General features: G+C 53.4%; 21 protein-coding genes. 12 read left to right on the forward strand and 9 right to left on the reverse strand.

The features are described from left to right. Nucleotides 1–38: 38 nt before the first annotated feature. Both SH527x_RS11700 and SH527x_RS11705 read right to left on the reverse strand, forming a co-directional pair. Complete coding sequence (locus SH527x_RS11700; protein ID WP_437190858.1) at nt 39–1,826, reverse strand: hypothetical protein; 1,788 nt, start codon at nt 1,824–1,826, stop codon at nt 39–41. Between the two features lie 322 nt (nt 1,827–2,148). Then, a complete protein-coding gene (locus SH527x_RS11705; protein WP_437190859.1) occupies nt 2,149–3,120 on the reverse strand; it encodes a YdjY domain-containing protein in 972 nt (323 codons plus the stop codon). A 347-nt stretch (nt 3,121–3,467) separates the two neighbouring features. Between SH527x_RS11705 and SH527x_RS11710 the strand changes: the two genes are divergently transcribed. From SH527x_RS11710 to mreC, 3 genes are all read left to right on the forward strand, one after another. Then, nucleotides 3,468–3,971 (forward strand): thioredoxin family protein, encoded by a 504-nt coding sequence (locus tag SH527x_RS11710; protein ID WP_437190860.1) that lies wholly within the window; start codon nt 3,468–3,470, stop codon nt 3,969–3,971. A 199-nt stretch (nt 3,972–4,170) separates the two neighbouring features. Beyond that, entirely contained in the window at nt 4,171–5,220 is a 1,050-nt protein-coding gene (locus SH527x_RS11715) for a rod shape-determining protein (protein WP_437190861.1), read from the forward strand. Between the two features lie 302 nt (nt 5,221–5,522). After that, a complete protein-coding gene (gene mreC, locus SH527x_RS11720; RefSeq protein WP_437190862.1) occupies nt 5,523–6,446 on the forward strand; it encodes a rod shape-determining protein MreC in 924 nt (307 codons plus the stop codon). Nucleotides 6,447–6,512: 66 nt separating this feature from the next. Here the strand turns inward: mreC and SH527x_RS11725 are convergent, their stop codons facing one another. Continuing rightward, nucleotides 6,513–7,688: a M24 family metallopeptidase gene (locus tag SH527x_RS11725; protein WP_437190863.1), complete on the reverse strand. Its 1,176-nt coding sequence runs from the start codon at nt 7,686–7,688 to the stop codon at nt 6,513–6,515. Between the two features lie 548 nt (nt 7,689–8,236). Between SH527x_RS11725 and SH527x_RS11730 the strand changes: the two genes are divergently transcribed. Continuing rightward, entirely contained in the window at nt 8,237–8,575 is a 339-nt protein-coding gene (locus SH527x_RS11730; protein WP_437190864.1) for a hypothetical protein, read from the forward strand. 135 nt (nt 8,576–8,710) lie between these two features. Here the strand turns inward: SH527x_RS11730 and SH527x_RS11735 are convergent, their stop codons facing one another. Further along, on the reverse strand, nt 8,711–9,253 hold the full coding sequence (locus tag SH527x_RS11735; protein ID WP_437190865.1) for a peroxiredoxin: 543 nt from the start codon (nt 9,251–9,253) through the stop codon (nt 8,711–8,713). A 285-nt stretch (nt 9,254–9,538) separates the two neighbouring features. Here SH527x_RS11735 and SH527x_RS11740 point away from each other — a divergent pair, with 285 nt between their 5' ends. The 4 genes from SH527x_RS11740 (at nt 9,539) to SH527x_RS11755 (ending at nt 14,853) form a co-directional block, all read left to right on the forward strand. Next, the gene (locus SH527x_RS11740; RefSeq protein ID WP_437190866.1) at nt 9,539–10,654 is read left to right on the forward strand and encodes an FAD:protein FMN transferase; all 1,116 of its coding nucleotides are present in this window, start codon (nt 9,539–9,541) and stop codon (nt 10,652–10,654) included. A 123-nt stretch (nt 10,655–10,777) separates the two neighbouring features. Next, the gene (locus tag SH527x_RS11745) at nt 10,778–12,172 is read left to right on the forward strand and encodes a DoxX family protein (RefSeq protein WP_437190867.1); all 1,395 of its coding nucleotides are present in this window, start codon (nt 10,778–10,780) and stop codon (nt 12,170–12,172) included. A 240-nt stretch (nt 12,173–12,412) separates the two neighbouring features. Then, nucleotides 12,413–13,906: a DUF1570 domain-containing protein gene (locus SH527x_RS11750; protein ID WP_437190868.1), complete on the forward strand. Its 1,494-nt coding sequence runs from the start codon at nt 12,413–12,415 to the stop codon at nt 13,904–13,906. A gap of 92 nt (nt 13,907–13,998) precedes the next feature. Beyond that, a complete protein-coding gene (locus SH527x_RS11755) occupies nt 13,999–14,853 on the forward strand; it encodes a deoxyribonuclease IV (RefSeq protein WP_437190869.1) in 855 nt (284 codons plus the stop codon). A 123-nt stretch (nt 14,854–14,976) separates the two neighbouring features. Here SH527x_RS11755 and SH527x_RS11760 read toward each other — a convergent pair whose 3' ends face one another. From SH527x_RS11760 to SH527x_RS11770, 3 genes are all read right to left on the reverse strand, one after another. Next, complete coding sequence (locus tag SH527x_RS11760) at nt 14,977–15,714, reverse strand: 3-keto-disaccharide hydrolase (protein ID WP_437190870.1); 738 nt, start codon at nt 15,712–15,714, stop codon at nt 14,977–14,979. 98 nt (nt 15,715–15,812) lie between these two features. Next, the gene (locus tag SH527x_RS11765) at nt 15,813–17,225 is read right to left on the reverse strand and encodes a diphosphate--fructose-6-phosphate 1-phosphotransferase (protein ID WP_437190871.1); all 1,413 of its coding nucleotides are present in this window, start codon (nt 17,223–17,225) and stop codon (nt 15,813–15,815) included. A 413-nt stretch (nt 17,226–17,638) separates the two neighbouring features. Then, entirely contained in the window at nt 17,639–18,892 is a 1,254-nt protein-coding gene (locus SH527x_RS11770) for a hypothetical protein (protein WP_437190872.1), read from the reverse strand. 232 nt (nt 18,893–19,124) lie between these two features. On the opposite strand from SH527x_RS11770, the gene gmk reads away from it, so the two are divergent. The 4 genes from gmk (at nt 19,125) to SH527x_RS11790 (ending at nt 23,364) form a co-directional block, all read left to right on the forward strand. Beyond that, nucleotides 19,125–19,724, forward strand: coding sequence for a guanylate kinase (gene gmk / locus SH527x_RS11775; RefSeq protein WP_437190873.1), 600 nt, complete (start codon nt 19,125–19,127; stop codon nt 19,722–19,724). Continuing rightward, nucleotides 19,717–19,983, forward strand: coding sequence for a DNA-directed RNA polymerase subunit omega (locus SH527x_RS11780; RefSeq protein ID WP_437190874.1), 267 nt, complete (start codon nt 19,717–19,719; stop codon nt 19,981–19,983). The genes gmk and SH527x_RS11780 overlap by 8 nt, the downstream gene beginning before the upstream one ends. Before the next feature lie 59 nt (nt 19,984–20,042). Next, on the forward strand, nt 20,043–21,521 hold the full coding sequence (locus tag SH527x_RS11785; protein WP_437190875.1) for a hypothetical protein: 1,479 nt from the start codon (nt 20,043–20,045) through the stop codon (nt 21,519–21,521). Between the two features lie 85 nt (nt 21,522–21,606). Further along, a complete protein-coding gene (locus SH527x_RS11790; protein WP_437190876.1) occupies nt 21,607–23,364 on the forward strand; it encodes a hypothetical protein in 1,758 nt (585 codons plus the stop codon). Nucleotides 23,365–23,566: 202 nt separating this feature from the next. On the opposite strand, the gene tsf is transcribed toward SH527x_RS11790, so the two are convergent. Together tsf and queC are read right to left on the reverse strand one after the other, a co-directional pair. After that, on the reverse strand, nt 23,567–24,406 hold the full coding sequence (gene tsf / locus SH527x_RS11795) for a translation elongation factor Ts (protein ID WP_437190877.1): 840 nt from the start codon (nt 24,404–24,406) through the stop codon (nt 23,567–23,569). 283 nt (nt 24,407–24,689) lie between these two features. Next, complete coding sequence (queC, locus tag SH527x_RS11800) at nt 24,690–25,397, reverse strand: 7-cyano-7-deazaguanine synthase QueC (RefSeq protein WP_437190878.1); 708 nt, start codon at nt 25,395–25,397, stop codon at nt 24,690–24,692. Between the last annotated feature and the right edge of the window lie 17 nt (nt 25,398–25,414).

Below are 25,414 nucleotides of genomic sequence, written 5' to 3' on the forward strand. Positions count from 1 at the left end.
GTCGCAGGAGCCTCATGCTCGCCGACCGGAATTCAGAATTAAGGGCTCAACTGAACTGCAACAATCTTTGTGGCGTGAATATGGTCTTTTCCCAGGCTTGGATCATGTCCACGCTGGCCAACAATTCCGACTGGCTTGCCTAACCAGGAATCGATTGCGACTCCTTGATTTGGTGTCACGTATGCAAGCAGACGACCATCTGGAGTCACCAGTGCATAGTTTGGAAAGTTGGCAGGTCCCTGCATTCGGTGAAGAACCCCTGCCCCGTTCAATGCAGGCGCGTCACCTTGTGGAGCAGCCTGCGGCCCCCCCATGGCTTGCGTTCCAGACATCGTCTGTATCCCCTGCATTCCAGGCAAGGTTGGTCCCAATTGTGTCGGTCCCAGCTGAGTTGGGCCTAATTGCGTTGGGCCCATGTGTGCGCCGGGTCCTGAAACCTGTCCGCCGGTTGGGCTAAGAGAGACCGAGGACGTCGGTTGTGGTTCCATCACGAATTCCGAAGGAGTTGCTCCTCTCATCTGCGGAGCCCCTTTCGCGTCAGGTGACGGCAACATCTGACCATTCATGCCCTGAAACTCCATCCCCTGAGTCTCAAAAGATTGGCCTTCCATCATTTGTCCGTCAAACTGCTGACCTTCCATGAACTGGCCTGCCATTCCCTGAGCCCCCATTCCTGGGGCGCCCATTCCCTGAGCACCGAAGGACTGGCCGTAAAATGGTTGACCGTCCATCATTGCCCCTTGTTCAGGAGAACCGGTCTGGAAGCTGGCCTGTTGTGCCAGCAGTTCCGCATCGCGCTGCGCTGTTTCAGCTGAGACACGGACAAAGCTTCGATAGTGTTCAGCGATCTGCTGACGTTTTTCTGCGACTTCCAGACGCTGACGTGCAAGGTATGCCACGTTCGCCGGAGCACGCCCAATCAGTTCCTGATAATCTCGAATAATTCCGGATAGCTCCCATTCTCGGGGATCCCGCTTCATCACCTCATCATACGCCCGATCGATTTCGTCCATCCGAACGAACTCGGCCTGACTGCTGCGAATTGGCTTCGATTGAACGGTCATCATGCTCGATTCAGATTCCACCTGATACGCTCTGGTTGGTGCATCCAGAGTGCCGAGTGATTGACGTTCCGCAACCTGCAAACGTGGACCATCATTGGCATCCGCCAGCATCGTGCGATCCACAGCGGGAACAACGGGAGTATCGATCGGGCCACGGCCTTCAGCGGCAAGTCGTTGACGATGACGTGGTGGAACCTGATAAGGATCGCTCGCCATCTGCTGCTGGACCTGCTGACTTACTGGAACCAGACCTTCTCCTTTAATCCAGCGGAATTCCTGTGCTGGAGGAGCGATCATCAGCATATTGACGAGCCCACGCGGGGAATGAATCTGCTTCTCACCGAGAATGCGAACTTCATCTCCGTTGGCAAGCTGACGTCCATAAAACGCATGATCGTCCGTCAATCGACTCCCGATCCGAACGACCGCGCGACCGCGATTTCCGCTCCCCGGCGAGACATTGACGACCCCGCGATCGCCACCGACACGTTGCACAGAGTCAGCCTCAATCAGACTGAAACTCCCGGTCGGAGGAGAAATCATGTACCAGCCACCATGGTCATGACGGTGAACAGTGACGTTCTCGTTCAGCTTCGCGAGGCTTGTGGGATAGAACTGTGTCCCTGGACCACATCGAACTTCCGCCTGATCTTTGACGACCACGGCCTGATATGGAAACGTTTGCTCTGCTGCCCGACTCACTGTCATCAGCGAGGAGAAACAAAAGCCCGTCATCAAAATTCGAATGCAAGATCGTACCATGATCGTACGCTCCAAGGTGAGCCACATCACAAATTGAACGAGTGTGGAAGAGTCGTGTTTTCGCCCATTTTGAGAAAAACGGGGACTTACTGAAAAAACGACTCAAGTTTGAAAGGTTTTAAGGCGAGGAGCCGGGTGATATCGCACTTCGCCCGATCACTGCAAGACGGATGTGACCACCAGAATGGCGATTTCAAGCTGAATTGTTGAATCTGGACTAACGACGCACCAATATTCCGGGCGCAGTAGCCCAATAAAAAAACCTGCCAGTATCTGGCAGGTCCAAGCAGCACAGTCCAAAGCGAGACAAACAACAGCAAAATTATTGCATCGCAGGGACAGAAGCAGACATCACGGGAATCAGTTCCACAAGGACTTCAGTTCCCAGCGGAGGGATGCGTTCGGTCCAGGGTTCGAACATTAACCCGGAATCATTGCTCGCGGTGCTTGCGATATTGATGTCCAGAAGTGCGTCGCCAAAATTCGCCACGCAGATCAGGCTTCCCCCTTCCGCCTGATAAACTTCCCGGCCATTTGCCAACTTGGAAAATCCGCTTCCGGCAAAGACAAAAGTGGCATCAAGCTCTCGCAACTGTCCCAGCTGGAAAAGCGACTCAATGGCTTTCTGATACTCAGCGTTCTGACTGCGAGAAAGGAAAACCTTCTTTTCTTCAGGAGTCATCTGCCCAAAGAAAATCAGCACTCCCGTTGCATGGTCATATTTCAGTTCCTTGTCCCCGGCGACGAGCTTGACCTCAGGCGGCAGGGTCTGGCAGGGAGCATGGAAGTAGCGCTGAGTCGCATGACGGATCCATTTCTGCACACGCTCCCGATGCTTCTTCCCTTTTTCATCCATCCAATTAACGAAGATCTCAATCTGCTGCCCCTGAGGCGGCTGGAACTCCGGTTTGTACTTCACCGGATGCCCCGGCTTTGCCCCCAGAGCCAGTAATCCTGCGTGAATCACCTGTGCCTTCGAGTCAATCGTCAGAATGGACTCGTGTTCCTTGGTCTGCTTCGGGCACAGCAGCATCTCCAAAAGTCCTTCTCGCAGACAGACTTTCGTTTTGAGGACGAGCTTCCCGTTCATCTTGTCAAAAAGAACGGTCTCCTCTGGATTCAATGAAATCGTTTCAGATGTCTCAGGCACAGGGATCGACTGTGCGTTCATCGGTTCCATTCCCCAGACATTGGGACAAAGCACAACAGCGCACACCAGAGTTGTCCAAACCAGAACGCGCATGTGATTCGTTTCCCAGACCGGTTCGGTCTCTCCAATGGCTGTGCAAGGCACGCTGAAATATCTCCTTCACAACATACCTGAATCCGCAGTTAATTACGTTCTTAACCGAGCAACATGTTTCGTATAGATCGCAATTTCACCTCGTGCCAGCACTCTTAATCCACTCCAAACCTGTCGCACAAGAATGCACATTCCGAGCCTGAACCAGAAGCTGGGTAAGACAGAGAACTTCAAGTCTCAATGTCGATGCAAATTTCGACAGTGTTTCCTCACAGAATGTGAAAACTTCCGACGCACCCACAAAAAAAAGCCGATATCCGCTACAGACGTGCGGAATGGACATTGTGGGCCACTCTGGAGTGCAACTGCACGAATACAAAGAAAACTGGAATACGATCATGCGACAAATGCAATTCCGGGCCTGCTTGGTCGCCACGTTACTGGGTCTCGTCGCGGTGGCAGCAACTGCTGGCCCGCCAGGATTCCCACTTCCATTCTTCAGTGCTCCCACAACGACAACGAAGTGGCACACAAATCTGCAATCGGCACATAAACAGGCCGTCGCCGAAAACAAGCCCATCCTGATTGTCTTTGGTGCTGAATGGTGCGGCTTCTGTACCAAGCTGGAAAAGCAGACGCTCAGCTCCAAGAATGTTTCTCAATACATCAACGAATCCTATATCGCTGTCCATCTGGATCTCGACAAAGAGAAACGCATCGGGGAAATCCTGGAAGTACAATCACTTCCATGCAGCATCATGCTGAGCCCCAAAGCCGATCTGCTCGGCCGCATCAACGGTTTTGAAGGGCCTGCGAGCTATCAACAAAAGCTGGCTGACAGCCACCATCTCTATCAGCGTCTGGTTGCTCAAAACAACAATTCCGACGCAGTGTTAAGATAGGGAATCCTGAGTCACTGAATTTCAGGAATGCTTTGAAGCTCAGGACATGCTCTCGCCTCTTACGAATACATGTCCATCGATGCGTAATTCCTACTGATCGACGTTCTCCTGGAATTCTCATCTTGCCGAACTTTCGCTCCTCCAATTAGAGTCTGCAAAAATTGCAATGACCTGATGGAACGAAATCGACGGCAAGGGAATGCTGAATCGTCTGAGAGACTGGCTCTGTCCTGACTTAGGAATCGATTTGGGGACAGTCAACACCCGAATCGCCGTCCGCGGTCTGGGCGTTGTGCTGGACGAACCCACCATTCTCGCTCTGGAGCGCAAGACCCGTCGTGTCCTGGGTCGCGGCGCGGCGATTGGAAAACTCGCCAGACAAATGGTGGGACGAACACCTGACAGCATGCTGGCCGTCTCCCCCATTCGTCACGGGGTCATCTCCGACTTCGAACTCTGCGAAGTCATGCTGAAATACTTCATCCAGAAGGCATCGAAACAAGGAGGCGGATTTCGCCCCCGTTGTATCGTGTCTGTCCCGTCCGAGCTCTCTTCCGTGGAGAAGCGAGCCGTCTATAACAGCATCGAACGGGCAGGAGCTGGCCGAATCTTTCTGATTGATCACGCACGAGCAGCAAGTATCGGAGCAGGACTTCCGATCAGTGAGCCACTCGCCAGCATGATCTGCGACATCGGGGGAGGAACCACGGAATGTGCAATCCTCAGTCTCGGGGAAGCCGTCGCCAGCAAGTCTGTGCGAATCGCCGGGAACGATATGGACGATGCCATCATCGACTATCTGCGGCAACACTATTCCCTGCGAATCGGTCGTCCCACCGCCGAACAATTGAAAATCGAAATCGGCAGTGCAGCCTCACTGGATACAGAACTTTCATCTGAAGTTCGTGGGCTGGACAGCATCAGCGGCATCCCACGAAAAGCGATTCTCACAAGCGAAGAAGTTCGAGAAGCACTCGGCGAATGCCTGTGGAAGATCGTGAACTGCATTAAGGCGGCCATCGAACAATGTGATCCGGAGTTGATCGGCGACCTTGCCGACACAGGACTCACCCTGACTGGTGGCTCATCGCAGCTCCGGAATTTGGACATGTTCCTCCGGGAACACCTTGGCATTCCAGTTCGTGTCGATCCAGACCCAATGAGCACCGTTGCGCGTGGGACAGCAATCTGCCTGGAACATATGCGAAACTGGTCACAACGTTTCCAGACAGAAGGGGCCGGCTTCTAGACCGTTTCGGTCTATCACGTGGCCGCGCAGCAGCCTTCTCGATAGGAGAAAATCTGAATGCCGCGTGCCTGTCACGCCACACTAGTTCAAGAACCGCTCTCGTCGGATGTCAGTCGGGAGTGACTTCAGAAGCCGCCACCGAATTGGCGGCTTCACCTTGCCCTCACGTTGTAACACATCTTCCGATAGATTCGCCCCCCACAAGCCTTCCTTCCCCAGCCTGATCCCCTGACTCATTCAGTCACTTGCCAAAGCCAAAGTGTCTGATCTGCAGGGACCGCAGAAAAGCAGCAATCGAAGCAATGGAACGAAACGGTCGCACCGCTGCATTGATCGTTTGGGCAGGTTGGCTGCTCGTTGCGATCTTTCTGCGCGTTGGTCCAGCGTCCGCGTTGAGTTCGACTCAAAATACATTGCAGGCCGGAGTCGGTGCCGTCCTGACTCTGCTGCCATCCGACTGGTTCGAGACGACTCTTCCTGATCAATCGCAGCAGATCGAACAACTCCAAGCTGAAAACCGCGAACTCATTCGACTTGCCGCTGAACTGAAAGCCGAACGGGATCAACTGCAACTGCATCAACAGCTGCCGGTGAACTCCGATCAGGCGCTACTCAATTCGACACTGACCACAGCACGCATCCTGGGTCGAAAAGGGGACCCTGCTTCGACCAACCTGGAACTACTGATCTCACTGGGCAAGCGATCTGGTCTCAATGAAGCAGATCTCGTTTTAACAGGCGAAGGACTGCTCATCGACGCTGGTCGCAATCAACAGCTGAAGCCGGACCAGATCATCACTGCCGGGCGAACTCTGCTTGGACGAACTCGCCGAGTCGGTGAACAAACGGCGATTGTGCAACCGTTAATTGACGCTGATTTTCGCATCGCAGTCCGCGTGATCCGGCGGTCACCACTTGGACCGGTGCAAGGTCCAGCAGGGGTGCTTGCAGGAACGGGAACAGGGTGTCGCATCAACGAGGTTTCGGCGACAGCAGCCATTGCAGTCGGAGACGATGTCTACACAGATCCGACCGCCTCACCCACCGGAGTTCCAGTCTATTGCGGACGAATCTCTCAAGCAGAAGCAGAACCTGCTGCCAATCACTGGACGATTCAAATGGTCCCGGTGAACTCTCTCAAAGAGTTGCCGGCACACGTCGAGGTTTTGATCAGCTCGATTAACAAAAGAGGTGACGAAGCCACAATGACTTCGCCACCTCAATAAGTGCTCATCTCAGTTTGGGTCTCGCGTCGAAGTTGATGTTCCGACGAAGAGAGAAACCAAACAGGATTATGTGAGTCGAATTTCGTGCTTGCTGAGACGTTCGAACCCATCCTGAGTGATCAGGTAATTGTGTTCGATTCGCATTCCTCCGATTCCTTCGGCATAGGCTCCCGGCTCCAGGGTAATCACGTTGCCTGCTTCGAGAATATCAGAGCTGAGCGGAACCAGAATTGGTGATTCCGGGTGGCCAAGACCGATCCCGTGTCCGGCATGATGGGTGAACAGTTCTGGACGACCAGCATCAACGAACGGCTTTGCGACAGCCTGATAAACGTCAGCGGCACTGACGCCGGAACGCAGTTTCGCTTCGCCCCCCTTCATCGCAGCCTGACACAAGGCAAACATCTCTTCGACTGCTTCTGAAGGTGCTCCAACAGAGACGGTATTCGTGAAGTCGCTGCGATACCCATCGAGCATCACGGAATAATCGAGAATGTAGAGGTCACCATTCTGCAATGCGCGACCTTCATCAGGAGGCAGTCCACCCTTCTTCGGTTCTGCAGCGTTGCATGCTCGGAAGTCCCCATAAATCACAGCGGGACGACCGGCAGCTTCCAAAGCCGCTTTCTGAACTTCCCGGAAGATCTCGAACTCGGTGATCCCCTCGCGAACGATTTCCAGAAGTCGCGCCTGCCCTGCGGCACCTGCCGCCATACACTGCTTGAGCAATGCAATCTCATCGGCATCTTTGCGGCGGCGCAGCATGCGGAGGATGGACCCGAGATCCACAAACGGATTCGCACCCGGCTCCTGATTCGAGGAGAACTCATAGCATTCCGGGTTCAGCAATGCCGCAGCGGCTGTCGGCAACCACTCCGCTTCCAGCAGCCCCATCCGGTTCTGTAGTTGAGATGCCGCTTCTCCAAGAGATTTGAAGAGTGCGTGATCCCGGTTCGAAACCGAATGCTTGTGGTCATACCACGGGGTGATGATCGTTTTGTCGACGTATGGCTGATGAACACCTGAGCGAACGGTGAAGTTATCTCCCAGCAGCGTCGCTGGACCATCACGTTCCAATAACAGCAGAGCGCGTTCGCCGGTTGAGAAGCTGAGTGGCTGTACCCAAAAGTTGCTCAGATAGTGGATGTGTCGAGGGTCAGCAATAAGCAGCCATTCAACATGGTCCGGAACCATATTCCACAGGCGCTGACGGCGACCAAGGCAACCTTCCAATGTGAGCATGTTCTGAAATCCTTCGAAAAGCGATGCGTTGAATCTGGACCTGAGGTCCAACAGAAGGCAGATCTTTTCAGCACTTCTATTTGCAGATAGTTGCGGATTCTAACCGGCACGCAATCTGACTTCCCCCCACTCTTTCAAGAATTCAGCAGACTGGAATGAATCGGTGGCAGCAATGCGTCCAAATGCCCACATACACGCTGCAAACCGTGCCAAACTCTCATCGGCACGGAATCACGCAACCGTTTCTTCTCTCTGAAATCCCCCGGAACTCATCCAAAAGTGAAAAAGTGACATCAACCCGACATCACCATTGTCAAACCGACAACATGCGCCGCACAGACTAACATTACAAAGAAAATTGTAATCCATTCAAAACAATGACCTTACGACAATTCGGCAAAAACTGCGGCTTCATGGCAACGCGTTTGCCAATAGTCACCTACGTCAAACCAAACGTGCACAACAAAACAAATTGCTCAGTCAGTTGTCTTGATCTGAGCGAGATGCACGGAAGTTCGAATCGCTCAGATTGAGATCAGGAGAGAACAATGAAGAACGTCATCCTCGCAGTTGCAGCAGTCGCTGGCCTCGCAGTTTTGAGTGTCGCTGGAACAGCCAATGCACACGGCGGTCACGGTGGACATGGCGGTCATGGTCACCACGGTGGACACGGGCATCACGGCGGACATGGCGGACACGGTGGATGGGGACATGGTCACGGTCATCACCACCATCACCACGGTCATCGCCCAATCTACGGTCGACCAGGTGGCGGATACTATCCACCAGTCTACGGTTACGGAGTCCCAGTCTACCGACCAGCCCCCTACTACGGTGGAGCCAGCTTCGGAATCTCAACACCTGGATTCGGACTCTACGTCCGGTAATCTTGGACAGGACGTCCATATGATTCGATATAAAAAAGCAGGCGGAGAAACAAATGTTTCCTCGCCTGCTTTCGTTTTTCGATGGGCTGCATCACGCTATCAATTGCCGCGATATCGCAACCGGACCGAACCGACCTAGTTCAAGGTCTCTTCGCCAGCTTTCCAGTTACATGGGCAGAGCTTGTCGGTCTGCAACGCATCCAGAACTCGCAGAACTTCATCGACATTACGGCCGACGCTCAGGTCGTGCACTGCGGACCAGCGGACGACGCCTGTTGGATCGATCAGGAAGATCCCACGGTAAGCGATCCCGGCATCTTCTTTCAAAACGCCGAAGTCGCGTGAAAGCTTGTGAGTCGTATCAGCAAACATCTGATACTTCAGCTTGGCGAGGTCTGGGTGAGAATCACACCAGCCTTTGTGGGAGTAGACGCTGTCGGTGCTGCCAGTCAGAAGGACGCAGTCACGATCCTGGAATTCCCCGAGCTTATCATTGAAGGAAACGATTTCGGTTGGACAGACGAAAGTGAAGTCCAATGGGTAGAAGAACAAGCAGACCCATTTTCCACTGAAGTCTGCCAGAGTTACCGTCTGGAACTGTTCATCAGTGTTGTCTTTGGTGCGATCGTAAACCTGAACAGAGAAGTTTGGGGCTGGCTGGCCGACTTTTGCGCTCATTATGAAAGATCTCCTCGTCTCAATCTGAAATAGAGAATGCCGACTGTTGCGGGTGATTTTGGAGTATAGTCAGGTACCTTGGTTGTTCAAGGAGCAGAAATTTCGCCCCTCCTCCTGTCGCATCTCCTCCGATACAATATTGAAGCCGAATCCAGACTGACCACCTTTCAATCCCCCTAGGCGATTCAATCGATTTCCGCTAACCGGAATGAAGACATGATGGTCACGACGAAACGCCGCGTTTGAAAGCCTTGCTCCGATACGATCATTCCGTACGTACAGACGATGTCCTCAGCTTCCAACCCCGACCGACCATCATCCAATCGCCGCGATTTCCTGACGGGCCGCGCTGCTCATCGGGAGATTCTGCACCGTGGCGAACAAGTCGCTGATGCCCTCGCGGAAGCAGTCAAAGGCCCTCCTCCGAGCGCTCAGGATACGGTCCGGCTCGAAACTCGGGCGATGGCGTGTCAATGGTCCGTCGTGATGAATCCCGGACCTCCACGGAATGTGATGGTCGCTTCAGACGCTTTGGATCTCGTCCATGACGTCGAACAATTATTGACGGTTTATCGCCCGGACAGCGATGTCTCTCAATTAAACGAGCACGCCTCTAACTCACCGCAATTTGTTTCTCCAGAACTCTTTGCATTCCTGACTACCTGCAGGAATCTTTGGGAAGAAACAGAAGGAGCGTTTGACCCGACAACAGGTGCTCTGATTCATCTCTGGAAGACCGCTCGTGCCGCCAACGCTGTCCCGGACGAACTTGAAGTACGAAACGCCCTCGACAACAGTGGCTTTCAACATGTGATTTTGAACCCGGACGACGAATCGGTCTATTTTGATCGACCGGGTCTCAAGTTCGATTTTGGCGCGATTGGCAAGGGTTACGCAGTCGACAAGGCAGCCGCACATATTCAGGGAGAAGGACTCTCTGACTATCTGGTACATGGGGGCCACAGCAGCCTGATGGCATCCGGAGTTCACGGAACGCACCTCGGGTGGCCAGTCGGAATTCGCAGCCCACTCTTCACCGAAAAAATGTACGCAACCCTGCTGCTCAAAGATCAAGCGATGTCTACAAGTGGATCTAACGTCCAATATTTCCGACATGGGGGACGGCGTTATGGGCATTTGCTGGACCCGAGAACCGGATGGCCGGCAGAAGGGTTGCTGTCCGTATCGGTCATTGCCCCGACAGCGACTTTGGCAGAGGCCCTCTCGACCGCATTCTATGTCATGGGACTCGACAAGGCAGTCGCCTATTGCCATCATCATTTAGAAGCTGGAGCCATTCTTGTGCCGCCACCTGGACGTGGTCGCATTCTGGAGCCAGTTTTCTGCAATCTGCCTGAAGATCAGTTGTACTTCGAAAAAGATCAGCCTGAACTTCAGTAACAGCAAGCAGTTTCGTTTATTTCGAGAATTAATGCGTTCAGCCCGGTGTCACTGCGATTCAGTTGACTGACCAGTGAGCCCCGGACCTGACAACCTCGATGTTCCGCTCGAGAAGGTTTGTGCGTGATGACTTTGTACCGTGCCCCACTGGTGGCAGTCATTCTGATTGTCCTGCTTCGTATTTCGATTGGCTGGCAGTTCCTTTACGAAGGCCTTTGGAAGAAACAGACACTGTCGTCCAACAACCCATGGACTTCCGAAGGATACCTGAAAAACGCTCAGGGTCCGTTGCGAAACTACTTCCGCGACATGCTCGGTGATCCTGACGATCTCGACTGGCTCGACTACGCCAAGAAGAGTCAGGATTGGTACACTTGGCGCGATCGTTTCGTCACTCACTACAACCTTGATGACGCTCAGAAGCAGCGGTTGAACATCCTTCTGGATGGCTCCGCCGACATCGATACCCCAGCAGCTGATCTGCCTCCGGTTTCCGCCTACCGCGCATCTCTTGCTGCACTCCCGGATGGCGTCACCGCCGAAAAACTGGGATCTGCAGTCAAATACGATTCCGGCAAGAAAGAGATTGTCCTCACCGGCTCACTGCTCCCTAGCGAGGAAGCCGCGCTGCTGAACCTGGTTGACGTCACCCGCAAGGCTGATGGAAGCTACGGAAAGAAGAGCAATCCGGAAGAGAATGCGGATGCTCAACAGGTTGATTTCCTCAAGGCCATTGAACGCGTCGCAACCCAGTCTCGTCAACTTTCGTTCCGCCACAAACTTGCAGCTCAACTGCGAGGGAATCCTGAGAACGTCGGGGTTGCTGGGCGTAAGAACGATCGAGGTTCATTCGACATCGTCATGGACACCGTGACCGTCGATGAAGCGGGCGAAAAATCAAACAACGTACGATACGGCAAAATTCAGGAATACAAAGACCTGATCGCCGACTACAACGCGAGTGTCGCCAAGGCAAAGATTGATTACCAGAACGATCACGCGACAATGCTCGGACGGAAGCTCGCCATTGTGCGTGGCGAACTGGTCAGTCCGATCCGTGCCCTCGACAAAGAATTGAAGAACGCAGCAATCAACCTGCTGAAACCAGAGCAACTTGCCAAAGGGGCTCCTCCTCGCAACGACAGCCCTCTCGCTCGCTCTGATAATCAGGTGATGTGGGGACTGATCGTTCTCGGAATCATGCTGATCGCCGGACTCGGAACCCGAGTTGCCGCAGTTCTCGGTGCGGTCATGCTGATGATGTTCTACATGGTCATGCCTCCTTGGCCTGGTGTCCCTCAAGTTCCCGGTCCAGAACACTCCTTCATCGTGAATAAGAACATGATTGAAGCGATCGCTCTGCTCGCCATCGCAGCACTCCCAACCGGAAGCTGGTTCGGCGTCGACGGAATCATTCGCAGACTGGCACTTCGCTGTTGCCCAGGGATGTGCGGAACCGGTGCTGCCTCCCCGGCCGCTCCTAAACCAGCACCTCCACAACCTGCAGCAAAGGCCTGATGGTTCAACCACGAGGCCCAATTCAGTCAGTGACAGAACGCGATGGGAAAGAGGAATTCAGATCCTCTTTCCCATTTTTTGTATCAGTAGGGTTCAAATCGCACCTACAAAAAGAGATCCTTTTATGTAACGCTTTTTTGCTGCCTTCATTGAACGAGTTCTCATTCAAACGGCAATGCGAAACAGACGGCGCTGACACAATCAAGTCCGCTGCAACCGGCGTCTACTGGGAGTTTGGCGATGCTGAGTGGGTGGTTCCAACGGCCTGCTGTTCTTCTCTTGAGTCTCCTGCTGTGGAGCAATCTCTGCCATGTCGGACTGGGTGATGAGTTCACCTATGTCGACGAAGATGGCAAGACAATTACCAGTCAGGGTCGACTGCTCGAAGCCCCGAAAGGGGTTGCCGCCATTGAACGCTGGGACGGGCAGATCGTTGTCATTCCGCATTCCACAATCACGGAACACAAGACAACCGGTGACGCAGTCCCCATTACATGCGAACAGATGGGCGAACGGCTGAAAGAACTCTTCAAAGACAACCCTGTCCGGATCGAGATTCAGGACAACATGGTCGTGGCACTGGTCCTCTCCGCGCCTCCACAACCACGTTATGAAACTGCGGTTAAAGCCTTTGGCAAGAAGGCGGTCAAGTTCATGCAGAATGTGGAGGGAACATTCGAGAAGTATGCGAAGCAAATGGACTTTCCGCTTCGCGACAGCCCTTACCCGATGGTCCTGATTATTTTTGAATCAGAAGAAGACTTCAACGATTACTACAAGTCGACGATCAATAACGCCGACGGCTTGTCAGCAAGCGGCGTCCTCGGCTTCTACTCTGGAATCACGAACTGGCTGGCGGTCCGTATGAGTTCCTGCGACTCATTCGCGGTTCCCCTTCATGAAGCGATTCACCAGCAGATGGCAAACCGTGTCCACCAACGTCTGGCACCGATCCCGCGCTGGTTCGCCGAAGGCATCGCGAACTCATTCGAAGGAAATGGCGATCGGATTGACACGAACCCCGCCAAGATCAACAACGAATACGTTCGAAAAGCTCAAACCGTACAAGTCGGGACGTCATGGTCCACAGTGATGGGGAATGACAACTCGTTTCTCGAAGACGTTCTTGCTGGCGACGCCTACACACTTGCATGGTGCCTGCACTGGACCGCATGGACTCAGTTCAAGGATGGGTACAAAAGTTACGTTCAGGAATTGAGCCGCAGGACCCCGATCGAACAGTTGCCGCCTCAAGCCGATGACATCCTGTTCCAGAAATCATTCGGGATGACGCTCGACGAAATGCAGGCCAAGTTCCCGCCCGCCATCTTTGCTGCGGCTAAACGTCAGAAGATTGATGTCACGCAGATCAAACGCGACCCAATCGAGCAGAAAGCACTCTGCCAGTATAAAATCAACGTCGCTTCGTTTGCAGACGATCCTGGCAATCTGCGTATCTCCGGAACAGCCAGAAGCATTTGTCCATTCCGCGACATGACCTTCTATGTGACCGTAGAAACAGAAGGAGGGTTTTATTACGAATACCTCCTGACGGACATGAAGCCGCGGGCAGAAGTCCGACTCACCGAAAACCGAGTCCGCAAACAGATCCCCGGTTATTCCCCTTCGAATTCCAGTCGATATCGAGTTTTCGTCAGATCGGTTCCGTCTGACAGTCCTGAAGCGATGTCATGGAAACAAGGACAAGTCCCCGGGCCGTTTACTGCGCAATAACTGTCCCAAATGTGCAGCCAAACTCGACTCGTATTGCGAGCCGTACAACGTATTCTCTTCCAATCCATTTGAAATGAGTCCCGGAGTCTCCTGTGCCTTTATTTGGATCTCACCTTTCCATCTCCGGTGGTTACTTCAAAGCCGCGAATGCCGCTGGTGAGTTCGGCATGCAGACCGTGCAGATCTTCACGAAGAACAACAACCAGTGGAACGGGAAGCCGCTGACCGAAAAGGATACTCAGGCATTCAAGGATGCCGTGAAAGCGAACAAGCTGCATGTCCCGTGCGCTCATGACAGCTATCTGATCAATCTGGCCAGTGGAAACGACGAACTCTGGAACAAGTCGACGGACGCCCTCACTGTTGAGCTTGAACGGGCTGAAGCGTTCGAACTCGCAGGGGTTGTCATGCATCCCGGCAGTTACGTGGATACCAGCGAAGAAGCCGGACTGGCGCGAATCGTCACGGCGCTGGATGAAGTTCATCGCCGCACAGCCGGAGTGAAGGTTCAGACCTGGCTCGAAGTGACAGCAGGTCAAGGAACCAACCTGGGTTATCGCTTCGAGCACCTTGGGTACATCATCAAGAACTGCAAAACACCTGAGCGGATCGGCGTCTGTCTGGATTCGTGTCACCTCTTCGCCGCAGGCTATGGGCTGCAAACCGGAGCGGACTATCAGGAGACGATGCAGCAACTTGACGAACACATCGGGATCGATCGTGTTCGTGCATGGCACCTGAACGACAGTAAAAAAGGTCGCGGCAGCCGTGTCGATCGCCATGAGCATATCGGAGAAGGCTGCATCGGAGTCGAAGCATTCCGGTACATCGTCAATGATCCGCACTTCCAGAACCTGCCAATGATTCTGGAAACGAAGAAAGAGAAACGTGACGGTGAAGAGATGGACGCAGTGAATCTGAGAACGCTGCAATCACTTTTGAAGTAGTTTACATCTCATTCGCCAACCAAAACAAAAACGCCGCGAAGACATCACAGTCTCGCGGCGTTTTCGATTGATGATCAAATCAGAAGCGTGGTCAGAACTGATCGCACTTCTGGATGAATACGACTACTTCAAATCTTTGATGCGGATGTTCTTGAACTCCGCCCACATTGGTTTCCCAGCGTGCAACTGCAGAGCGAGAACCCCATCGAGCAACTGCAACTTTGGCTCGTCATCGGTGAAGTCGATCATCAGCTTCCCGTTCAGGTAATGCTGGATTCGGTTTCCTTTGCCAATGATCACCACATCGTTCCAGCCGTCCAGATTGAACAGTTTCTCAAACTCTTCCTGAGTGACGAGATCTGTACGGACAACCTTCTTGCCTTCTGGGCCCCAGACGGTTTCTTCGCCGACCTGACAGATACGACCGCGTTTTCCACCTTCGTCATAGATGAAACTTGGTACGTTCGGGAATTTCACTTCATTACGAAGTTCGTGCTGATACCCTCGCACAACCCAAGAGTTTTTCGCACTCGAGTCGGTGATACGACGGGATCGATACTGAATGCCAGAGTTATTGGTGGCATTGCAGCGGAACGAAAGACGCAATTCGAAATCACCGGTCTTTCCATCACGCCAGATCAGGAAGGTGTTTCCCTTCGCTGCATTTTCCGCAGTCGTTTCCCCATGAATCACGCCATCACGCACAGACCACATCGTTGGATCGCCGTCCCAGCCGGACAGGTCTTTTCCATTGAAAATGGTTTTATAATCCCCTGTTTCCTCCGGCGCTGTCTTGGGAGTTTCAGCAAGGGCGAAACACGGAACAGCGAGGACTGCGAATAGAGCCAGTGAGCGTAACATTGTGTCTCCCATTCCAATGACGACTTGAAAGTCATGAAGTCGTTGCAAAGCCATATTAAAAGAGCCGCACGCCAGAAGCGTGCGGCTCAGCAGTTCATTTACTTGCGGTCTGTCTGCGGAATGTACGCAGGCAGCTTCTGAGTCGCGAACATTTCCTTGCCGGTGTTCAGCTTCGCCAGACGAACGCGTCCATCAATCATTGGAACGCTCACCCAGTTATCACCGATCAGCGGACGAGCGTATTTTACGAACTCGTCCGTCACGTCGGTTCCACATGCAGAGATCCACTCCTTCGGGAAGTGACGATCTTTCTCAGCAACTTCAGACAATGGAGCCTTGTCGTAGCGTGGCTGATAGTTGTCACGGTCAGCGCGAAGAATCGTCGCCATGTAACCATGCTCGCCGGCAGCAGCCAGCAAAGCAGCTTTCTGGCCGACGTAGTAGGATTCTTCCAGGTCGACGGTACTGGCATAGACCATATCGTTACGCTGGTGAGTGCCCGGAACGTTGCAGCGAGCAGCGCCCTTCACTGGCAGCTTGCGCTCATTGAGAGCGTTGGTCAGCATCTGAGCAACGGTGATCTTGCTCGAAGAGAGCATCGCATGTCCGAACGAATCGCGGACAATGAACTCTTCTGGAATCTGGAGACCTTCGATCTCCAGACCTTCGCTGACCACGAGCATCGCGCGGCCGTGTTCCTTCAGAGTCTTGCAGACGTTTTCGTAGATCTGATCGATCGAAACTTTGCGTTCTGAAAGATAAATCTGCAGCGGCATTTCGCGCTTTGGATCGGCCAGTCGAGCAGCGGCTGGAATGTAGCCGATCTTGCGTCCCATGGCCTGCATCACCAGCACTGGATCGGCTGGGCAGGAACCGTTGTTCTCTTCGTTTGCCATCTGAACATAGTGTGTCCAGTAGCGAGCAGTTGAACCGTAACCTGGAGTGTGGTCGACCAGTTTGAACTCGCTGTCGCCGACGTCGTTATCGATGGTTTTCGGTCCGCCGATCCCGCAGACATCCAACCCGCGAGCACGGGCCATGTTTGCGACCTTGTTAGCGGTGTCCATCGAATCGTTTCCGCCGATATAGCAGAAGTATCCAATGTCGTGTGCTTTGAAGACTTCCATGATTCGGTCGAAGTCTTCGTTCTGCTTGTCCTTCAGCTTATAACGGCAGGTTCCGATCGAACCGGCAGCTGGAGTCGTTCGCAGCAACGCGATTTCTTCTGAGCACTGATCTGTCAGGTTGAGCAGTTCTTCTTTCAGAACCCCTTCAATCCCGTGCCAGCCAGCGTACACGGTGCCGATTTCGCTCATCTGCTTTGCGGTTTCAACAATTCCTCGCAGAGTATTGTTGATCACCGGGCTGGGACCGCCCGACTGGGCGACGATCATGTTCTTGGCCATGGAATTCAGTCTCTGGAACGATTTATGAACAGGAATTTCAGTGCCGAACTCTTCGGCATGTTTTCGTAAACAAACCTGACTGTTGGCGGCACCGGGGAGAGCCATACGACTCTCCCGGAGGCGATACAAACGATATTGATCCGGTGAGCGAACCTGACGACAGCTCTATCAGAAACTCGCTTTCATCACCCTGCGTTTCAACATCTTCGGCCCCTGACCGACTGGCACGTGAATCAACATGCAATCGTCAGCTCCGGAAGATCTCTTTCACGGACGGCAGACTCACGAATCAGCGCCGTTCGATTGGAAAACGATTGGGCAATCAGCGCCTATTAGAGCAAATTTTCCAAAACTATGCAGGCTCCCGTTTGGGGATTTACCTGACAGATCGATATCAAAACCACCACCAGTTCCCCGACACGCCAAGTACGGAATTTCATCGCCCATGAACACTCGCGTGTGGTCATCTGGCGTGGAAACAATTCAATGATCGCGGATCCATGCCTTCGAAGCTGAACTCATTGCGGCTTGGGCATTCCCGCTGGAATCAGAATGATGGTCATTCCCTGCACTTCATAGGTTAATCCGAGCGGTCTGCACGCGTCCGCCATCATCTGATAGATCGTGGCCTGATTCAGTTCCAGTGAAATATGTTGATCCAGATTGACCCCAGCATCATCCAGCGACTTCTCGCTCCAGCGGAATTGAACGCCCTGCTTCTCCAGCAGACCCATCAGTTCACGAAACGGACGATTGTGAACTTTCAACGAATACCGACGATCTTTTAACGCGGCTTCGCGAGGATTAACCGGAACCTTTCGGGCCGCCCGATTCCCCAGCAACACAGCCACTTCCTGCTGTTCTTCCTGTAGACCAGTGACGGTCACAAAACTCCGTCCGAACTCCACTGAGAGATCAGGAAAACGCTCTTTAATCTTCTGGACGGCATCCTCCGGACTGATTCGCCGTATTGAGTGCTGCACCTGCAATTTCGGGGATTCAACCTGCTCGACCAGTCGCACTGTGTTTCCATCAATCCACTTCGGTTCGAGATCAAACTGGGTCGCAATCATCGAAATCGCTTCGACACAGTTTGGATTGACGATTCCCCCTGATTCCCATTGATCGTGTGGAATGACGTCCAGATTTTCGATCTGAATTTTGTATCCCTGTGCGATCCGAGTCAGAATCTCCTTCGGTGTCGCTCCCGTCTCCCAGCGAACCCCTTTACGACGTGCGAGATCGAACTTTCGACCAATGTCCTTGGCGAGCAGGGAATCCAAAGCCTGTTCAGTTATCGCAATGCGGGTCTGCAACGCACTGGCATTCTCTTTCGGCCCGACAAACAACGTATCAGCGACGACAGAAACCGAAGCAAACTGAGACGTCAATTCTGCGATACCGGCATCGAAAAAGACCGCCTGCAGATCGACAAACACCAATTGGCGAGGGTCAATGCGACGATCAATCAGAATCCCGATTCCCCGTTCTTCCGAAAACTGCGTCAGCACTTTCCGCAAAGGAACCAGTTCCAGCGACACCATTAACGGCTGAACTAAAAGCTTTTGAAACTCGGGGCCCGTCGCCTGTCTACCTGATGGGGAGACAGGTTGAGCAAAAGCCTTTGGCGGAAGAACGACGAGCCCAACAGCAAACATCGCAACCGCAATAGCAGTCACCTTCATCGCAGCAACCTTGCACCGGCGAGGGCGATGCAATTTCTGCGACCGGAACAGGAGTTGTCGTACAACCAGAGTCAGGTCAGCTACCATGATTCTCAATGCGTCTGCTTGGAATGCGGAAATCAACCAGATACAGTTTCCTTTTGGCTGGTCCCATCCTTCAACTGAAGGATTGTCCCGCGATTCCCGCTGTAATTCCAGACCAGTTTCATCGCTGATGAACTCGGCTCAGCCAGCGGATTTCGCGTTTTTTGAAACTGCCCGGCCTTTATTTTCGCCAGACGCGACTACAGGAATGGGCAAATTGCCCTCTCGGATTCAAATGTCTCAAAACGCCCCCGGTCTCCTCACTCGCATCTTGATCCTGTCCGGGCCAGCCGGTGCCGGGAAAACCACGATCGTGAAAGAACTTCTGCGATCCTGCCCAGTTCCGCTCGAGATGTCGGTTTCAGCGACAACACGACCGCCTCGACCGAACGAAGTCAACGGGCAAGATTACTACTTCCTCTCCCGCGATGAATTCTTGCAAAAGCAAGCAGCAGGAGACTTTGTGGAATGGGCAGAGGTCCACAAAAGCGGCCATCTCTATGGCACGTTGAACTCGGAACTGGATCGCATCCAAAGCCAGAACAAATGGGTTCTACTCGAAATCGACGTGGAAGGAGCCCGCAATGTGATGCAGCTCTATCCACAGGCGATGTCAATCTTCCTGCAGACCGCATCAATTGAGGTTTATGAGCAGCGTTTGCGAGATCGTGGCACCGAGAATGAGGAAGTGATTCAACGGCGGTTGCGGACGGCACGCGAAGAGCTACAATATGTCGCTTCCTATAAGCACCGCGTGATTAACGATGATCTCGGACGGGCAGTCGAAGAAATTCGGCAGCTGCTCGCTTCGAGGGAGGCGGAATTGAATGCTTGACGATTTGAAAGAAGACATTCTGGCCAAGAAGGTCGGCGGACGCTTTAAGCTGTCCACGCTGATCCAGAAACGGCTTGTACAGTTGAACCGAGGTTCGCCACCACTCGTTGAGTGCCAGGGGCGTCCTTCAATGGCAACTGTGCTCGAAGAAATTTTGACCGACAAAATTTACCTCGACGCATCCCAGAACGTGATTGTCGCTGCAGACAACGCTCCAAGCCTTGAGCGCCTGTTCGACGACGGCCCGGATCTCGACTAAGTCCGGTTTGGTCAGGACGCTTCACTCTCGAGCAAAGCGTTCACAGATGACCAACAGGCATGTTTTGTTGCAGTCAGCACGGACACAACCGGGCAACTGTCGTATCACATCCTGCAACGCAGATTGAATACATCGCAACGAAAGCCGGACGATCAGGTCGCCCGGCTTTCTGTGTTGAATTGATCTCTGGCGAAGGAGCACTGTTGATGGCAAAGCAGACCCGTCCACCCGCTCCATTGACTCAGGAAGATCAGCAAGGGATTCAGCAGTACGCGATTGTCTCTGCAACTCCGCTGACCGCAAAGCAGATCGCTCAACAAGTGACGACGTCGCGGAAAGTTCGCGATGATGAAATCGACCAGCTCTTGCAAGAAGCCATTCTCGCTGGGGAATTGCATGTCATCCCCCCTGCATCCGCAAAGGGAAAGCCTCAATACTGGGGGCAAAGTCTTGATGAGGTCGCCACCAGAGCGTTCGTCGAGGTGATCAAACAGTCCGACGCTCCAATGACGCTGTCCGAGATTCTCAAGAAAGCTGTCGTCCCGGTGAAATTGAAAGAACCCGCTGCACTTGCACCGCTACATGCAGCAGTCAGCACAGGCGAAATCCGTGAATTCGCCCCAACGTCAGGCAAAGGCAAGCCTCGATACTGGGACCGCGATCCAGCGGAGCAGTGTCGCCCCATCATCGTTCAAGCGGTACTTGACTCCCCGGAACCAGTAACCGCCGCAGCATTGATCAAGAGATTGAAGCAGCTGCCGATCGCGATTTCCGAATCCGAAATCACAGAACTCCTGAATCAACTTTCCAAAGGGACTCAGGAAGAACCAGGGCAAGTCTTCAACATTCTTCCAGCGACAAAAGCAGGCAAGCCGCTCTATTGGGGACGCGATCGCATCACCTGGGGCGAGCAACTCATTCGGCAGACACTTGAGAAGAAGGGCCCGCAGCCACACGCGGCGGTTCTGAAGTCCGCCAACGTTCTGACAGAGGCTGAGTTCGCAGAGCTGATCGAAAGCAAGATCGCACGCGGGGAATTGTTTCTGCACCCTCCCGTCGGCAAGATCAAGAAGCCACTGCTCGCAACTCAGCCACCACGACCGGAACCCTATTTACAGCCGGTCGCACAACAACTGCAGACAGCAATTGCCGCCCTCCGTGCTGCTCAAGTTCCAGAAGATCAACTTCGCCGGGCGCTGGTTCAAATTGTTGAAGGAACTGGGATCTCGTTTGGAACGCAGTCGACACCGCGTCCAACTTCACATGCATCTTCAGTTGATCTGGAAGCACTGATCCGACACATCGAACCCGGTGCCGCGCAGGGGGCACTTGTTGGAATTCGAGATCTGCGCCGCGCAGCGGGAATTTCCAAGCCGGAGTTCGACAGCATGCTTTTGGAACTGTCGCGACAAGGACAAGTCTCTCTGCATCGACACGATTATCCCGCCAGCCTGACCGCTGAGGAAAGAAATGATCTCGTCGTCGATCCACATGGAACTTACTATGTGGGCGTCGCGTTACGGCAGAATCGCTGGTAGCCGCGTCGAGCAGACTTTCTAGCAATCTCCGGATGCGTCTCCACGGATGGGCGCTTCGAAAATGCAGTTCAAATGGGAAGGGCATATGAATCCATTTCGTGACGGCATTGTTGCTGATCCTTGGCGTAACCAGCAGAGCGACGTTCCAGACATCCACCATGCCGTCTTTCAAAGATGCATTGATGGTCTGAACCATGTCCGACAGCAGAGAAACTCAGCCGGACTGCTGATCCATGGGGAAGCGGGCAGCGGAAAAACTCACCTTCTCAGTCGGCTTCGGGCAACCTTAACCCCCAAGGCTCCCACTGCCACGGACCGTGAAGAAACCCTGTTCGTCTGGGTTCGTTTGCAGACAAGTCCGCGAATGATCTGGCGAACCATGCGGCGAACACTGGTCAACGACTGGTTCCGCCCCGTGGCAGGAACACGTTCGCAGTTCGACCGTATCCTTTCGCACAGACTCGCAGAAATTCGCGTTGCGGAAGGCGATCTTGAACCGTGGATCGAGTTCATGCAGGAGAATCATCCTGAAGACCTCTCCGCTCTGATCGATCAGATTGCGACCTCACTCGACCTCGACCGGAATACCGCGGTTGCATTCGAACACCTTGCGTTCGACCGTCACCGTCGTGACCTGCGCGCATGGCTGAGCGGTGATTCTCTCCCAGAATCGTCACTAGAGAAGTTGAACCTCACACAGGAAGAAGGAACCGACGAAGAACGTGAAGAAGAGAGCCAGCGCGTCGTCACGATGCTATGTCGACTTGCTGGTAAAAGTTTGCCAATCGTCATTGGGCTCGATCAGGTGGAAGCACTGCAACTCTCTCCACGCGATCCTGATGCACTTTACGCCTTCGGCAAGCTGATCAGCACACTGCACGACAACACTGACAACACCCTGATTGTCTCCTGCGTTCAGTCGGCATTCGTCTCTGAATTCAAAGATCACGCTCGAAGTGCCGACTATGACCGAACCGCGTCACTCGGGGCCTTCACACTCGACACACTGAATCCTGCTCAGGCGAAGTCCCTGATTACATCGCGACTGGAAACCGCAATCACGTCGGCAGAGAGCAATGGGGACGCACCTGCCGACCGACCAGCAACGTGGCCACTTTCAGAAGCCGAGTTCGACAGTCTGTTCACACAGGATCGTCCATTAACTCCGCGTCGACTACTTGCGATCTGTGCAGACCGGTATGAGTCCCCTCGCTCTGGAGAACTGGACGTCCCCAGTCCCTCGATCACACCGCCAGTTGATCCGACCCAGCAAATCGCAACGTTTCTGGCGTACAAATGGGATGAGCACTTTAAGAATCGCAGAGAGCAAAACTCTCCAGAACAGACAGAAGAAATCATCCGTCACGGGTTCCCGATTCTGAATCAGCTGTTCCATCCAGACCGTCGACTTGTAACCGATGAGCAACTCCAGGACGTCTCACTCATCTTCGAAGTGGGACTCGCCAGAGTTGGCCTGGCGCTCTGTGCTCAATCCAACATGACGTCACTGGCCGCTCGATTGAAGCGTCTGAAGACCCAACTGGCGACTCGACGAATTCAACGACTCGTCCTCATTCGAGACCAGCGTGTTCCGATCACAGCAGGTGCAAAAGCAGCACGAACCAATCTGGAAGAACTCGAAAACCAAGGAGCAAACGTCCTCTATCCGACGGAGGATGTGCTTATTGCCATCGACACATTGCGAGATCTGATTTCGGATGCCAAGTCCGGCGATCTTGCATGCGACGGCGAGACCGTTGCTCCGGCTGAATTAATGGACTGGATGCGCGAGCACCTTCCAAAGTCAGTTCAGAACTTCGCGTCCAGCGTCCTGGGACAGTAAGCCGGTTCACGGAGTCGTTTGGCCAGCATGATATGTCTGCAGGCGTTCCAGCCTGACAGACGGTACCGCTTCTTCGTCCAATCAAAAATCCTGCTGCGCGACGATCGGTCGATTGAATCTGACATAAACAAATCGCAGCACCTGATGACAGGCGCTGCGATTTGTTATTCGACACTCAACGAGTCGCAAGGCAAAACCGAGATTAGTTGCTGCCGAGGACGATCAGTGTGAAGTCTTTTGCCTTCAGGCCGTTCTCAGCGAGAACCTGGCTGACGGTCTTTGAGTCGTCTTTAGCAAAGAGCTGTTCAGTCAGAACGCCAACGACATCGCGATAGAAGACGCCCATCTTGCCATCGACGATTTTCTCGATGATGTTTTCTGGCTTCTTGGTTGCGCGAGCTTCTTCTGACAGACGTTCACGTTCTGCTTTCACAGCAGCTGGATCAGCCTGATCAACAGTAGCGACAACAGGCTTCATGGCAGCAATGTGCATTGCAACGTCACGAAGAATGGCAGTGTCTTTAGCTGTTCCTTCGGCCTGGAACAACACAGCGGTCTTACCGTCGTGGTGAACGTAAACGCCAACTGGTCCCTGAACGCGTGAAATTCGGTTCACGACGATCTTTTCGCGGATCTTGTTGACGATCGATTCGTACAGAGCGCGGAGTGTTCCGGTTCCGTTTGGATTGTTCTGATCCAGAAGTTCTTCTGCGTTTGCAGCACCTGGACCGGAGACAAGTTGCTCAACCAGAGCGTTGCCAAGCTCAGCGAGAGCTTCGCTACCAGCAACTGGGGCTGATTCGCAGAGCAGTTCGACAGCAACAGCTTCTTTGCCGCCATCGACAACTCGGGTGAAGATCTTGCCTTCGAGGGTGGAATTCGAAGCGCGCTTGGCGATCACCTTTCCCACCTGCTCTTGCAGAATCTGGATTGCCTTGGCCTCATCGCCCCCAGCTTCAACCAGAGCTTTCTTGCAATCCATCATCGGCAGGTCGGTTTTTTCACGCAGTGCCTTTACTGCTGCGGCGGTGACTTCGGCCATGGCGGCCCCTCCTTCAATCGATAGAATGTCTGTGTAACTTGTTTCGTGATAATCACTTCAGCGGTGCCAATCTGGAGCAGGGGTTCTCGTGAACCAATGACAGATCGATTCAGGGCACTTAACTCGATGATGCACCGAGACCGGCGCAGGTGATTTCCAGCATTGTATTTTTGCGAAAAACCGTGATATCGACAACTGGAACGGGTCTAAAACTGAAATTCAATGATTTCAGCCGATTTTGATCCAAAATTGTTCGCCTACGATTCCCCGTTCAAGCGGCCATTTATCCGATGGCGTACTTCACCGGATCAGTCAATCCGGCTTCGGTAAATCCCTGAACGCGAAGCCGACAGGAATCACATCGCCCACAGGATTCTCCCTCTGGCGTGGGATCATAGCAACTATGGGTGAGTCCATAATCCACCCCCATGCGTGTTCCCTCGGAGATGATTTCCGACTTCTTTAAATGGATCAATGGCGTGTGAATGCGGAACTGATCATCCGATTCCACGCCTGCTTTCGTCGCGAGATTCGCAAGACGTTCAAACTGTTCAATGAACTCCGGTCGACAGTCGGGGTAGCCACTGTAGTCAACGGCATTGACCCCGATGTAAATATCAAACGCTCCCAACACTTCCGCCCAGGCCAGCGCGATCGACAGGAACACCGTGTTTCTGGCAGGAACATATGTAATCGGAACTGGGTCTTCCGCATGTTCTACACGGTCTTTAGGAACGTCGATTTCGCTTGTGAGTGCGGAACCACCGAACTGCCGCAGGTCGAGCGAGAGAACCGATTGCGCCTTCACTCCAAACGACTGGCTGATTCTTCTGGCTGCTTCGAGTTCGCAGCGATGCCGTTGCCCGTAATCAAATGTCAGAGCGTAGCATTCAAATCCATCTTCACGGGCGTATGCCAAAGCAGTTGCTGAATCGAGACCTCCGCTCACAAGGACAACAGCACGGCGCGGAGAAACTGACGATGCATTCATAACAACAACTCTGACCA

The sequence above is a fragment of the Planctomicrobium limosum genome (genome assembly GCF_051465645.1).
Classification (GTDB): domain Bacteria; phylum Planctomycetota; class Planctomycetia; order Planctomycetales; family Planctomycetaceae; genus Planctomicrobium.

Bases quoted from the DNA above. Each gene is read 5' to 3' on its own strand.
- SH527x_RS11700 (WP_437190858.1), bottom strand. From the start codon at position 1,826: ATGGTACGATCTTGCATTCGAATTTTGATGACGGGCTTTTGTTTCTCC.
- SH527x_RS11710 (WP_437190860.1), top strand. From the start codon at position 3,468: ATGCGACAAATGCAATTCCGGGCCTGCTTGGTCGCCACGTTACTGGGT.
- SH527x_RS11715 (WP_437190861.1), top strand. From the start codon at position 4,171: ATGCTGAATCGTCTGAGAGACTGGCTCTGTCCTGACTTAGGAATCGAT.
- mreC (WP_437190862.1), top strand. From the start codon at position 5,523: ATGGAACGAAACGGTCGCACCGCTGCATTGATCGTTTGGGCAGGTTGG.
- SH527x_RS11725 (WP_437190863.1), bottom strand. From the start codon at position 7,688: ATGCTCACATTGGAAGGTTGCCTTGGTCGCCGTCAGCGCCTGTGGAAT.
- SH527x_RS11730 (WP_437190864.1), top strand. From the start codon at position 8,237: ATGAAGAACGTCATCCTCGCAGTTGCAGCAGTCGCTGGCCTCGCAGTT.
- SH527x_RS11735 (WP_437190865.1), bottom strand. From the start codon at position 9,253: ATGAGCGCAAAAGTCGGCCAGCCAGCCCCAAACTTCTCTGTTCAGGTT.
- SH527x_RS11740 (WP_437190866.1), top strand. From the start codon at position 9,539: ATGTCCTCAGCTTCCAACCCCGACCGACCATCATCCAATCGCCGCGAT.
- SH527x_RS11750 (WP_437190868.1), top strand. From the start codon at position 12,413: ATGCTGAGTGGGTGGTTCCAACGGCCTGCTGTTCTTCTCTTGAGTCTC.
- SH527x_RS11760 (WP_437190870.1), bottom strand. From the start codon at position 15,714: ATGTTACGCTCACTGGCTCTATTCGCAGTCCTCGCTGTTCCGTGTTTC.
- SH527x_RS11765 (WP_437190871.1), bottom strand. From the start codon at position 17,225: ATGGCTCTCCCCGGTGCCGCCAACAGTCAGGTTTGTTTACGAAAACAT.
- SH527x_RS11770 (WP_437190872.1), bottom strand. From the start codon at position 18,892: ATGGTAGCTGACCTGACTCTGGTTGTACGACAACTCCTGTTCCGGTCG.
- gmk (WP_437190873.1), top strand. From the start codon at position 19,125: ATGTCTCAAAACGCCCCCGGTCTCCTCACTCGCATCTTGATCCTGTCC.
- SH527x_RS11780 (WP_437190874.1), top strand. From the start codon at position 19,717: ATGCTTGACGATTTGAAAGAAGACATTCTGGCCAAGAAGGTCGGCGGA.
- SH527x_RS11785 (WP_437190875.1), top strand. From the start codon at position 20,043: ATGTTTTGTTGCAGTCAGCACGGACACAACCGGGCAACTGTCGTATCA.
- SH527x_RS11790 (WP_437190876.1), top strand. From the start codon at position 21,607: ATGAATCCATTTCGTGACGGCATTGTTGCTGATCCTTGGCGTAACCAG.
- tsf (WP_437190877.1), bottom strand. From the start codon at position 24,406: ATGGCCGAAGTCACCGCCGCAGCAGTAAAGGCACTGCGTGAAAAAACC.
- queC (WP_437190878.1), bottom strand. From the start codon at position 25,397: ATGAATGCATCGTCAGTTTCTCCGCGCCGTGCTGTTGTCCTTGTGAGC.